The sequence below is a fragment of the Gracilimonas sp. genome, from assembly GCF_040218225.1.
GTDB lineage: Bacteria > Bacteroidota > Rhodothermia > Balneolales > Balneolaceae > Gracilimonas.
The window spans coordinates 293826-305259 of the sequence record NZ_JAVJQO010000006.1; the positions used below are offsets into that span (position 1 = coordinate 293826).

13 protein-coding genes are annotated in these 11434 nt (G+C 35.1%); 9 read left to right on the forward strand and 4 right to left on the reverse strand.

Translation table 11 applies throughout. The features are described from left to right. Together RIB15_RS08490 and RIB15_RS08495 are read left to right on the forward strand one after the other, a co-directional pair. Positions 1 to 240, forward strand: coding sequence for a hypothetical protein (locus tag RIB15_RS08490; RefSeq protein ID WP_350201716.1), 240 nt, complete (start codon positions 1 to 3; stop codon positions 238 to 240). A 276-nt stretch (positions 241 to 516) separates the two neighbouring features. Beyond that, entirely contained in the window at positions 517 to 1797 is a 1281-nt protein-coding gene (locus tag RIB15_RS08495) for a site-specific integrase (RefSeq protein WP_350201717.1), read from the forward strand. A 55-nt stretch (positions 1798 to 1852) separates the two neighbouring features. Here the strand turns inward: RIB15_RS08495 and RIB15_RS08500 are convergent, their stop codons facing one another. The 3 genes from RIB15_RS08500 to RIB15_RS08510 are packed head-to-tail and all read right to left on the reverse strand — an operon-like array spanning position 1853 to position 6217. After that, the gene (locus RIB15_RS08500; protein ID WP_350201718.1) at positions 1853 to 3715 is read right to left on the reverse strand and encodes a UvrD-helicase domain-containing protein; all 1863 of its coding nucleotides are present in this window, start codon (positions 3713 to 3715) and stop codon (positions 1853 to 1855) included. Then, the gene (locus tag RIB15_RS08505; protein ID WP_350201719.1) at positions 3702 to 5930 is read right to left on the reverse strand and encodes an ATP-dependent endonuclease; all 2229 of its coding nucleotides are present in this window, start codon (positions 5928 to 5930) and stop codon (positions 3702 to 3704) included. The genes RIB15_RS08500 and RIB15_RS08505 overlap by 14 nt, the downstream gene beginning before the upstream one ends. Beyond that, complete coding sequence (locus RIB15_RS08510) at positions 5921 to 6217, reverse strand: helix-turn-helix transcriptional regulator (protein ID WP_350201720.1); 297 nt, start codon at positions 6215 to 6217, stop codon at positions 5921 to 5923. The genes RIB15_RS08505 and RIB15_RS08510 overlap by 10 nt, the downstream gene beginning before the upstream one ends. Positions 6218 to 6380: 163 nt before the next feature. Here RIB15_RS08510 and RIB15_RS08515 point away from each other — a divergent pair, with 163 nt between their 5' ends. The 6 genes from RIB15_RS08515 (at position 6381) to RIB15_RS08540 (ending at position 9919) form a co-directional block, all read left to right on the forward strand. Beyond that, entirely contained in the window at positions 6381 to 6995 is a 615-nt protein-coding gene (locus tag RIB15_RS08515; protein WP_350201721.1) for a LysE family translocator, read from the forward strand. Positions 6996 to 6999: 4 nt separating this feature from the next. Beyond that, positions 7000 to 7512: an NUDIX domain-containing protein gene (locus tag RIB15_RS08520; protein ID WP_350201722.1), complete on the forward strand. Its 513-nt coding sequence runs from the start codon at positions 7000 to 7002 to the stop codon at positions 7510 to 7512. A 2-nt stretch (positions 7513 to 7514) separates the two neighbouring features. After that, the gene (locus RIB15_RS08525) at positions 7515 to 8441 is read left to right on the forward strand and encodes an alpha/beta hydrolase (RefSeq protein ID WP_350201723.1); all 927 of its coding nucleotides are present in this window, start codon (positions 7515 to 7517) and stop codon (positions 8439 to 8441) included. A 6-nt stretch (positions 8442 to 8447) separates the two neighbouring features. Next, positions 8448 to 8777, forward strand: coding sequence for a hypothetical protein (locus RIB15_RS08530; RefSeq protein WP_350201724.1), 330 nt, complete (start codon positions 8448 to 8450; stop codon positions 8775 to 8777). A gap of 6 nt (positions 8778 to 8783) precedes the next feature. Further along, positions 8784 to 9086, forward strand: a complete 303-nt coding sequence (locus tag RIB15_RS08535) for a hypothetical protein (RefSeq protein WP_350201725.1) — start codon at positions 8784 to 8786, stop codon at positions 9084 to 9086. 491 nt (positions 9087 to 9577) lie between these two features. After that, on the forward strand, positions 9578 to 9919 hold the full coding sequence (locus RIB15_RS08540) for a helix-turn-helix domain-containing protein (protein ID WP_350201726.1): 342 nt from the start codon (positions 9578 to 9580) through the stop codon (positions 9917 to 9919). Between the two features lie 168 nt (positions 9920 to 10087). Here RIB15_RS08540 and RIB15_RS08545 read toward each other — a convergent pair whose 3' ends face one another. Further along, positions 10088 to 10951, reverse strand: a complete 864-nt coding sequence (locus RIB15_RS08545) for an NmrA family NAD(P)-binding protein (RefSeq protein WP_350201727.1) — start codon at positions 10949 to 10951, stop codon at positions 10088 to 10090. Between the two features lie 148 nt (positions 10952 to 11099). Between RIB15_RS08545 and RIB15_RS08550 the strand changes: the two genes are divergently transcribed. Beyond that, positions 11100 to 11420: a winged helix-turn-helix transcriptional regulator gene (locus RIB15_RS08550; RefSeq protein ID WP_350201728.1), complete on the forward strand. Its 321-nt coding sequence runs from the start codon at positions 11100 to 11102 to the stop codon at positions 11418 to 11420. Positions 11421 to 11434 lie beyond the last annotated feature (14 nt).

The window sequence follows — 11434 nt, forward strand, 5'->3', positions numbered from 1 at the left end:
ATGGAAGAGTTATGTCTTAAACATATTTATAGATTAGAGCATATCCCCAAGCGATGTGCTCCTATCAGTGATTCAGATGTCACATTAGAATTGGCTGAAAAATGCCAAAAGATAGTTGCGAAGCTAGTTGTAGAAGAAGGCGAAAAATACTTACCACTTTTTGAAAGAGTGAACCACGAATTTGAATCCCTGAAAAAACAAAAAAGTCTTATAAACTTTGCTCACCAAGTAGCTTCTTAAAAAATCAAAAACTGGGTTACAAACTGGGTTACATACTGGGATACAAAAATTTCCAACTTCACAAATAACATAATTATTTCAATGCTTTATAATGCTAAAAATTCCAGTTTCAATCTCGTACGGGGCACCATTAATTTCAAATTTTCACACATCAAAAAGACCGCAAACCATTGAAATAGATAATTTTTATCATTTCAGTGGACACTAGTGGTGCGTTGTGTATACTCTAACTGGGTTACAAAATGGGTTACATTTTGGGTTACAAAGGAGAGTAGAATGCAATACCTGATGAAGCGTGGAAATAGATATTATTATTACAGACGAGTACCGAACGCCGTTTCGGATCTTGTGGATTCTAAGTTTTTCAAACTCTCCCTAAAAACCGACTCCAAGGAATTAGCAAAAAGGAAATGTGTTCAGGTCAATGCTGAAATTGAAAGTTACTGGGAGTCTCTTTTGAGTTCAAAAGAAACACATACTAAATCTAAGTTTGATGAAGCCGTAGATGTAGCAAAAATAATTGGCTTTAACTACCTACCTATTCAACGCCTTTCTTCTGAAGTTTCCAGAAATGAAATATATGAACGTATTCTCTTGGCAGACGAAAATAAAGAGCATCCTATCATTCGGAGTGCCATTTTAGGTACTGTCGAAGCCCCCGAAATAACGGTTTCAAAAGCTTTGGAAACTTTCTGGACGATATCCAAAGATAAACTCATCAATAAATCTGAGAAACAGATTCGTAAGTGGAAGAACCCACGCAAGAAAGCTATCAGGAACTTCATTAACATATGCGATGACTTACCGATTGAGAAAATCGAACGACATCATCTGGTTAAATTTAAAAACTGGTGGGTAGAACGTATAGAAACTGAAGGGCGAAGTCCAAATACTGTTAATAAGGAGATCATCAACCTAAAGAATATCATCCAATCAGTTGCTTTACATTATGACCTCAAGCAAGACTTCCAGAAGCTATTTAGAAAATTAACTTTAAAAGAGAGACAAGAACAGCTCCGCAAACCATTTGATAGTACCTTTATCAAAGAAGAAATTCTTCACCCGAACGCATTTAGTGATTTAAATGACGAAGCAAAGAATATCGTATTTGCTCTTATAAATACCGGAGCAAGACCTTCAGAGATTATTGGACTTTCTGAAGACGATATCAAACTAGATTATGAGATACCTCATGTTTTAATTCGCCCGAATAAGTTTCGTAACCTTAAAACACCACAAAGTACACGTGTAATGCCTTTACTGGGTTGTTCTTTGGAAGCTTTAAAAAAATATCCAACTGGATTTTTACGATACCGAGGAAAACCTGACAGCTTTTCAAGTCTGGTGAACAAATATTTCAGGAATAACGACTTACTCCCATCAAAGAAGCATAGTTTGTATTCACTGAGACATGGCTTTCAGGATCGTTTAACCAGGTCTAATGTTAATGATCGGATGCAAGCAGAACTAATGGGACATAAGTTTAACCGTCCGCTTTATGGAGATGGGCCTACTTTAGAGCAAAAGCAAAAGTGCCTTATAAAAATATCGCTATAGATTTTAATCCTACAACTGGTAAAACTATAGCCCTTTTTTGAAGAAACTAATTTTACTATATCAGAATAACTTCTTCGTCCTCAAACCAACCTTCATTAATAACAAAATCATGAACAGCGTCAGGATTAGCTGTATAAGCTACAACAGCTAAACTTTCCTCAGCTCTACTACAAGTCACATAAAAAAGTCTTCTCGTTCTCTGAATACTGGTCTCCTTTCCTTCTTCACGATTTTTTTTATCTGTTTTTGTCGGCGCTTTAGCTGCGAATAATTTTTCATAGCTGAACAGAAATCCTCTAGATTCTTCATCATCCATGATTACCATAACCCTTGGATATTCTAAACCTTTAACACCTTGATGCGTGCCAAATGTAGCTTCATCATTTATGTATAAATGATATTTCTCAACTTGTGAAAATGGTGCTTCGATTGCTTCCTTGAAAGAAATTATTGTATCAACATTTTCATATTCATCAGCTACATCATTGCTGTCTAAACTCCAATCTAATGACTTTTCTAAAAGATCTGGGATAGTCAGTAATTCTGACTCCTTTAGTTCTTTAAGTATTTCTGCGATTATAGGATCATTATTATTGTCCCATAATCTCAATAATGATTCAGTTTTTTCGTCAACATTTTCCAATAACTCAATTTGCTTATCTTTGTCTTTTAGATTCTCTTTCGACAAAAAGGGTGAATTCCTTGTAATTATTTTTGAAATCGTAAATTCATCACCTTTCCTATAAGCTACAACTATTGGCAATATTACATTGGTTAAGAATCTCATCTCAGGCATTGATCCATCAAGTAAACTCGTTGAAAGTCGGGAGTTCTTATATAATGGCTCGAATAGTTCTAAAAAACCCATTCTACTTGCTGCCATATGATGTTCTAAAATTAATGATTTAACATCTGAACCCTCTCCAAACCACAATTTATCACCCGTTTCTTCGGCCATTCTTTTTCTAATATCTGCTTCTGTCTTTTCCTTATCATCAGTTCCTTTGACTATAAATAATCTTGCATATCCTTCTGGCTTATCATCTCGTGGCTCTTGTTTATGTTCATCATCATAACTTCTGATTTTGTTGATCAATCTGATGACTCTCTTGGGTGATCTATGATTTATAACTTTACTAGGCTTTTCCCAATCCTCCGGTAAGTCTCTTCCTAGGTTTTCTTTACCATCGGCGTAAATTCGTTGCATCATATCTCCAAAAAGCCCTAGAGAAAACTTCTCTTTTTTTTCTTGTTGGACTTCAAATAAGGCGTTTATTAGATGCTTATTGGTATCCTGACTCTCATCAATTAACAGGATTGGAAATTTTTGAACTAAAATTTCCTTCATAGTGTCATTTTCAGATAGAAAATCTGAGCACATTAAAATCACTTCACTATGATTGACTGATTCTCTTGAGTAATTATCTCCATTCGGGTTGTAGGTAAACTTTCTAATATGAGATAAATTTTCCAGTCTTTTACTTTTGGATTCTAATTTCTTGATTCTATTAGCATGTGCTTGAGTACCTGCCCGGCCATTTTTATGCTTCTCTTCAATCTCATGTATTCTTTTTTTTGTATCTGTTTCAAGCCAATCTCGCATATCATCTTGGTAAGGCTTGATTAGCTCCCAAGAAAAGCTGTGAATAGTTCGAACAAAAAATAGATTATCATGTTCAAGACGGGCTATGATTTCATCACAAGCGGCATTTGTATAGGTAATAACCGCTACTCTTTGGCCTCTTAAAGAAAGCTTTTTTTTAGACTCTTCTTTTATCTTTTTTAGGACATTTACTAGCGACCTTGTCTTACCAGACCCAGCACCGGAAAAAAGAAAAAAGCTTTTTGGTGCATTGAGATTCAAAAAACCATATAACTCTTTATCTAACTTTGGAATATCTTCTTTAATCGTTTTCATCGGCCCCATCTGCTATTACTTTGTCAGTCATAAATTTCTGATTATTCAATTCCTCTTCAAGCCACTTCAATCCAACTTTGATGTACTCAGGAACCCTCAGTTCCGATGGGTCTTTCAAAAAAAGCAGATCAAGAGCTAACTTAGCTTTTTGCCCTTTTCGTAAGTCTTTAAACAATTGTGTCGCACATTCTTCCAAATCATCTAACTTAAAAGCTTCTTTAAATTTTGTAATTAGACCAACTCCATCCAGTGAATTGAATAAATCAATATTTTCATAGGCTAAAGCATCTTCGAAAGTATAGGGAACCACTTTTTGAGCATCTTCATTTAATTTGATACTTACAGGTACCTGAAAAGCAGCCATGATTTTTTTATCATCAGATAGTTTAGCTTCTTGTTCAAGTTCAATCAAATCATCAAGTCCTTCTTTTTTTGGCAGCCAATCTTTAATGGTTTTATTACCTGTTATCTGACCGTCACCTACTTTTGGGACAACAGCACTTCCATCTTTAGAGGCATCCAAATCTGTAATAATCAATGTTATTATCCCGAGATTTTCTATAAGAGGTCTCAGTCTGTGGGCATGACTTCCACCAATTTCTAACAATGAAATATAGCTAGTATTCAAGTTTGGGAAATTTTGTTCAATAAAGTGTGGCAGAAGCATTTTCTCAGCAGACCCCTCAACCATTATGACGGCATCCGCAAAAAACAAATCACAATGTGTAGTCTTTAAATACCTAACAGCAAATTTTCTTGTTTCGTCTTCAGTTCCAAATGCCCTTGAAATATCAATTACGACTGAAGTAGGAACTGATTTTTCATCTTTAGCAAGTATTCTTTTAAAATATCTCAGTGCTCCAAAATCACTTTCATGAGCAATATGGTTTGAGTGAGTGCTGACAATTAATTGAGTTGAAAACTGTGTTTTTTTACCCAAATTCTCATCATTTCGGAGCACCTCAAAAGCCTTCCTTATAAAGACTTGCTGAACCTGGGCATGAAGGTGAGCTTCAGGCTCTTCAACTAAGACTAAATGTAATGGTTCATAGGTTATTTCATCTGCAGTATCAAACTCTGTAGTCTCTGCTTTACCGGTTTTCATCCATTCGTCTCTAAAACGTATGAGTTTAAATACCATCGAAATAAGATTCTGGTAACCTAACCCATTGTAGACTTCTGGTAAACTAAGAGGATCATCATCTTGTTCCCCCTCTTTAAGCAAACTAAATTGTACAGCAGAATTATGATCTAAAGAATCAATTGGTTTTATCAGAGTAGATATAGTAATACTTGGGTTCCCGAAACCTGGATAATTTAATCCTTCTAGTTCATCAAGGGATTTGTGAAAGCTAGTTTTAAGAGTTTCATCAAAAACATCTTTAGCTTCTTCAATAGCTTCCAAGGCTTTAAGATCTGATTCTGTTGGTTGATCAGTAGGGTTTAAATGTTTTGAAAAATAATCCCGTAATTGTTTGGAAAGACTCCCATAATTTGCAAAAGTATCATTAGGGTCGGAAAATCCTCTTTGAGCATTGACTATATCAATCTTAATCAAACCATGAAAAGGATTTCCCTCTATTGGTTCCATATCCTCTTGAATTGATTGTAACTGAGCTACTCCTTGATCCGGTTCCTCAATAGCACCAGGATTTAGTTTATAGGCTTTTATGGTAAATAGACTTTCAAATTTTTTCTTTTCCAAAAAATCCCACATTGAATACGGCCATAGTTTCAACTTTTTCTGCGAAGCCTCTTTAGTCTCTTTAGCTTTTAGATAATTAGAACGAAAGTCTTTGAAGAACTTTTCCAGATCTTTTGGCTCATAAATTAATCTAACTCCTAATAGTCCACCTCTCCATTTCAATGTGGGAATCAATTCATTGACATGATGGATTTCATCGTCTTCAACATGTAACCAGATATCCATTTTAGGGAGTAGATTTCGCCATTTATCTATCGATAAATTTGGCTCATCTTCCTCATCTTGTTTTACCCAAGAATTTCCAATTGCATTGATTTCACCCCAATTGCTTAGTGTAATATCTTTCGTTTTAAATCTAGATTTATCTTTTAAAAAAGTTATTAGTGCATCCATAGCTGATGTCTTACCGCTATTATTTGCACCAACAAAAATTGTTTCTTTTTCGGAAAAGCTAATTCTGCACGATTTTAACTTTCTGAAATTCTCAATCTCTAGAAATTCTATTCGCATTTTTTATAAGCCTTATTATCTAGTTTGTCTCTTTTTTTGTATGTAGTTGGGGATTTCAACCACTTAATAATATCCTCTACCCGATAAGCTTTTCTTCTTTCAGAAGACGTTAACTCTACCGGCTCTGGAAATTGCCCCTTTCGTCTTTGACGATATTGAGTCGTCTTATCCAGTGTAGTTATTATCTCAGCATCTTCAATCGATATAAAGCCGTTGATCTGAATCATTAATTCTGCTAGTGGTGATGATTCACTATTACCCAACAATTCAATGTTGTCATCTTCCATGTATTTTCTCCTTTAAATTGCTAAAAGACACATGGATGGTATTAAATACTCAAGCGGTTTGACACGCACAATACTAAATATTTTCTCTTACTTCATGTCGAATTTTTACAAAGCATGACGATACCTATTCTACTATAATTATGCTTCTGCTAGAGATTATTCTATGAACACGATACACTTTTGGGAAACTTTTGTACTATTGATTGGACTGCACTTTAGTGCCGGACCTGCCAATATTTTGATGGCCACTAGCGTCACCCGACAAGGCATTAAAGGCACATTGCCTGTTTTTCTTGGCCTATGGGTTCCCATTATTATATATACCCTGTTGACAGGGTTTGTATTAAAAGAATTCATAAAAGAGTTTATCCTTTATATAAACCTTGTCTCAATTTTGGGGGCTGTTTATATAATTTATCTGAGTTATAAGCTTTTCACTTCACCGATTGAAGGCGATAAAGCAACTAAAAATGAAAACCATTTCACATTCAAAGATGGTTTTATTTTAAATGCACTCAATGGAAAGTTATTTGTCTCTTTGGCTTTGGTATTTTCTGTTGGTCTTACCACAGAATCCTCGTCAACCGGGGTGATAATTATTATTGCAACCTTTATTGTATTAGGACTTTTAGCAAATGCTAGCTGGGGAGTTGGTGGTAAGTTATTATCAACCGTTGCAGGTAATCACCACCAGCAGAAGCTCAACATCATATACAGTCTACTTTTACTTGGTGTTGGACTCTGGATATTATTTGATGTTTTAATGATTATTATTTGATTACATGAACTTTTTTGAAAAAAAACTATTAGCCTCCGGATTTAAGCACATTTCTGTGAATTGCGTAATAGAGTATAATTCCAAGTTATTACTTATAGAAAGGGCTAATAATCCACACAGGGGTAAATTCTGTCCAATTGGAGGAAAGTTAAATGCTTATGAGGCTCCTAGTGAAGGTTTAATACGTGAAGTTAACGAAGAAACAGGCATAAATTTAAAATCTTTCAAGCTATTCGGAATTATGGTCGAAAGTTCCCCTAATGAACACAATTGGGTTAATTTTATATACTATTCGTCTTTTAAAAGCCTACCCGAATTAGAAACCATGAATACAATCGAAGGTAGACTCAATTGGGTAAGTTGGTATGATTTAGAAAATATACCTCTACCAGAAACTGATATTCATATATATAGAAATATAAGAAGGGGCCAACCATTTATTTTTGATGTCAGCTTTGATGCGAACAACAAAATAAAAAAAATGGGAAATGTTCTTATGGAACAAATTGAAGTTTAAATATGGAAGAGATTGACGAAAAATTAAGGTATTTGATAAACACTACGAACAATAATAGTACCGGTTTTGATGTAAATAGTATTCGGCTTTATGATGATCAAATTAAAGAACTTCAAATCCGGCAAAGTGAGATCCCAGATGTTATACAATTTGAAGTGACAATACCTGGCTTTAAACCTTCACTTACTCTATATCGACCAAGCCACATCGCCCCACCACTATCAACTTTGTTGTATATGCCCGGTGGTGGATTTGTTATTGATGCTAAAAACTACGCATCACCGCTTTCATTACTTTCAAAGCAATCAGGATTCCAAATTTGTGTGATTAATTATCCTTTAGCGCCGGAAAATAAATTTCCAACAGCTCATGATCATTGCATTGAAATAACTAAAAAGATACTCGATAATCCGTCCCTTATTGGTGCTTCGGAAACTAAATTATCGATTGCCGGTGATAGCTCGGGTGGCAATATTGTTGCTATTATCCTAAATGAATTAACCTCTGATTATATAGAGAAAATCAACAGTCAGACACTCATTTACCCAATGCTTGATGCTACATTGTCTCATGACTCAATTAGCATTTATGGGAAAGGATTTGGATTTACGAAAGAAAAAATTGAGTGGTATTTTTCTCAATACCTGGAAAAGAATTCTAACTTGAAAGATCCTAAAGTATCGCCTTTTTTTACACCAAAATTACGAAGTGATATGCCGCCAACTTTCATTGCTTCGGCATCCCATGATCCATTAATTGATGAAGCTCTGGCGTATGGTGAAAAATTTAAAGTTAAATCATTACCTGTGGAAACTAAGATTTATCCCGGTGTGATCCATGGCTTTTTCCAGATGACAGCACTTTTGAGCCAGAGTCAAAAGCTTATTGAAGATATTTCAACATTCATAACTACTCATAACTCTAAATAAATAATTATGGCAGAAACACCTACAGTTACGATTAACGAAAGAACTTTTAATGCTTATAAACTTGAAGGAACTACATTTAATAATATTGCTGCCATATATGTAATCATATGTGTCGACAATCAAGGTAAATGGTTTATAGTTGATGTTGGAGAAACCGGTGAACTCGGTGATAGAATAGAAAACCATGATCGAAGAGATTGCTGGGCTAAAAACTGTGACCACACATTATGGGTTTGTGTTTTGAGCACCCCAAGCAAACAATACACTCAAAAAGATCGCTTATTGATAGAGGCTGAAATCCGGGATCAGCACAATCCGCCTTGTGGTCAAAAGTAAATAACTATGATTGACTCTACTGATCTTAAACTTATTGATACAGTAAGGGATGAGATAGGTAAAATCTATGATTTGGAAAATAAGTACTCCCCAGAATTTATTATTCAGAATGAGCCAGGAGAGCATTTAAAACTTCTAGATTCATCTAAGTCAGTTTATAAATCTATTTACTATAAAGATAAGTTTATTGGTTTCATATTGCTCATTAAGGATGGGGATCAAATCAGTGTAGAATTCAGACGGATAGTTATTGATCTACAAAATCAATGTATCGGGAAACTTGTTTTGAGGAGAGTGGATAGAATTTGACAAAAGCAGTTGCAACGGAATCGAATTTAGCTTGATGTTTTCTCTTCCAATACGAGAGCTCAAGCTGTATATGAAGCCAGCAGTTACAAGCGATTCGGCGAATCATCACTAAATGGTCGGTCTCTATTCTTGTACGAGAAACTACTTTAATTTGAGGATTCGCAGGATTTTGTGTCCGATTTTACACAGAATATGACCTTAAAGTCTTAAAACTTCTATTGCACTGCACAAGTGACCTCTTTTCCTTTTAAATCAATGGGTTAATAGTACCTTATTATGACAAATGAATTGCAATTTTTATCCCTAAAAACGCTACAGTTCCCATAAATACTGGACTCGGAGTATATTCCATGTATAATTCTCTCAAATTCTACCAAGTAATGTTATGTAAATACATTAAGGACCTGTACTGAATGTGCGTAGAATAAATTAAGAACAAGTACAAAGGTTGCATTGGGACATCGAGAATTAACTAAACAAGGAGAAGAGAGATGAAAAACCCTGAAGTAGTATATAAAACAAAAACTAGAGATGACTTCCTTATGGATGTTGTAGGTGATTTAATAAAGCTCCGACATAGAAAGGGTATGACACAAGAAGAATTAAATCATAGAATTGGTGTAGCCGATCGCTTGGTAAGTAAGTGGGAGTGTGGAATGAGAACACCAACTTCATTTAATCTTTATTGCTGGGCTGATGCATTAGATGGTAAGCTAATAGTTATACCTAATCTTGATCGACCCTCAAAATCATCTGAGGGACACCAAGGTGTAGTAGATTATGATGATCAGGTGGGAGAATCTGTTGAAAGGTATCTTGCCAAGGCAGCATAACAACCATTATCCAAATTAAAAAAGGTGGGAGCCACGTCACTGGCACCCACCTATTTGGGGTACAATAATGGTTCATGAGTCAAGGTCTAAATTATGAGGGGAATCACCCACTTTGCACAAACCCGTGCGGAAAAGTGGGGATACGTAATTTAGCTTGTATAACCTTGACTACTCTTCTGGTATAAAGTGATTTGAGTTATTTTTGATATATGTGTTGAAATAATGGGGACCTCGACCAAGAATTTTCATGACATGATCGGTATTTATATCGACCTTACCCTCTTTACATTTCTTATTAAACTGCATAAAAACCTCAACCATCCATTCAGGCATACCAGAATCAAGCATAGATTCTTCTGCTACATCTTCCGGAACATCAACGTAAAATATCTCTTTACCTAAGACATTGGTAAATATTGAAGCTATTTCATTTTTTGTGTAGCTATGCCCTGTCAACTGATACATATCTGTATCGAAGGACTTTTTTGTTAAAAGAAAAGATACAACCTCAGCTAAATCTTCGACATCAATTAGGTTTACTTTAGCATTTCCATGGGGTAGATAAAAGGCACCATCGTGGCGGATCGTCTCACCGTAGAAATTTTGAAAATTTTGCATGAAATTGGCCGATCTTAAAAAAAGATGCTCTATACCTGATTCCACGATAAGATCTTCAGAAATACCATGCCATTTCCACAAATTGACCTCACTTTTGGAGTCCGCATTAAGAACGGAAAGCTTTATAATACGTTTCACCCCAACATCTAAGGCTGCTTTCACAAAATTTTCGGTCATTTGTTCCATATCCGGAGATAAAGGAACATTAAAGAAGACCGTATCTACACCCTCTAAAGCCATCTTTAATTTTTGAAGATCTAAGAAATCGGCAGATCTAAAATTGTCCTTCTGAATATTTTCTGGTTTATTTCTACTTATAGCAACAAAAGGCACACCATTGTCATAAAGTCTATTTTGCACTTTTGTTCCAAGAGTGCCGGTTGCAGCTGTAATTGCTATATTTGGGTAATTCATCATGAAGTATTTGAGTTATTAATTCATCTCGAATCTCAAAATTAAATTATTCATTAACAATAACTTACAGTATAGAAAGAAACTTACCATTTGGTTAGAAAAAGGCTTTCAGGAGAGCAAGCCTCTCTTTTACAAAGATTAGAATATTATGGACGGCAAATACAAAGAAGCATCTGAATGCCCGATTACAAAATCAGTTGATATAATTGGGGGAAAGTGGAAGCCCATTATCTTGTGGGTGCTACGTAATGGGGCTTTGAGATATAATGAAATAAATAAAGAGATTGAGGGGGTATCAGAAAAAGTTTTATCTCAACAACTGACTCAATTGGAGAAATCTGGATTTGTACTACGTCAAGTTGAGTATGAAAAACCTCCAAAAGTTACTTACAAGTTATCTGATCTTGGTTCTTCTTTTGTCCCTGTCTTGGAAACAATGGCAGACTGGAGTAGAGAAAAACTTAGCTAGAATTTCGTCTTTTG

Coding starts and splice junctions, on each gene's coding strand:
- RIB15_RS08490 (WP_350201716.1), top strand. CDS start 1: ATGGAAGAGTTATGTCTTAAACATATTTATAGATTAGAGCATATCCCC.
- RIB15_RS08495 (WP_350201717.1), top strand. CDS start 517: ATGCAATACCTGATGAAGCGTGGAAATAGATATTATTATTACAGACGA.
- RIB15_RS08500 (WP_350201718.1), bottom strand. CDS start 3,715: ATGAAAACGATTAAAGAAGATATTCCAAAGTTAGATAAAGAGTTATAT.
- RIB15_RS08505 (WP_350201719.1), bottom strand. CDS start 5,930: ATGCGAATAGAATTTCTAGAGATTGAGAATTTCAGAAAGTTAAAATCG.
- RIB15_RS08510 (WP_350201720.1), bottom strand. CDS start 6,217: ATGGAAGATGACAACATTGAATTGTTGGGTAATAGTGAATCATCACCA.
- RIB15_RS08515 (WP_350201721.1), top strand. CDS start 6,381: ATGAACACGATACACTTTTGGGAAACTTTTGTACTATTGATTGGACTG.
- RIB15_RS08520 (WP_350201722.1), top strand. CDS start 7,000: ATGAACTTTTTTGAAAAAAAACTATTAGCCTCCGGATTTAAGCACATT.
- RIB15_RS08525 (WP_350201723.1), top strand. CDS start 7,515: ATGGAAGAGATTGACGAAAAATTAAGGTATTTGATAAACACTACGAAC.
- RIB15_RS08530 (WP_350201724.1), top strand. CDS start 8,448: ATGGCAGAAACACCTACAGTTACGATTAACGAAAGAACTTTTAATGCT.
- RIB15_RS08535 (WP_350201725.1), top strand. CDS start 8,784: ATGATTGACTCTACTGATCTTAAACTTATTGATACAGTAAGGGATGAG.
- RIB15_RS08540 (WP_350201726.1), top strand. CDS start 9,578: ATGAAAAACCCTGAAGTAGTATATAAAACAAAAACTAGAGATGACTTC.
- RIB15_RS08545 (WP_350201727.1), bottom strand. CDS start 10,951: ATGAATTACCCAAATATAGCAATTACAGCTGCAACCGGCACTCTTGGA.
- RIB15_RS08550 (WP_350201728.1), top strand. CDS start 11,100: ATGGACGGCAAATACAAAGAAGCATCTGAATGCCCGATTACAAAATCA.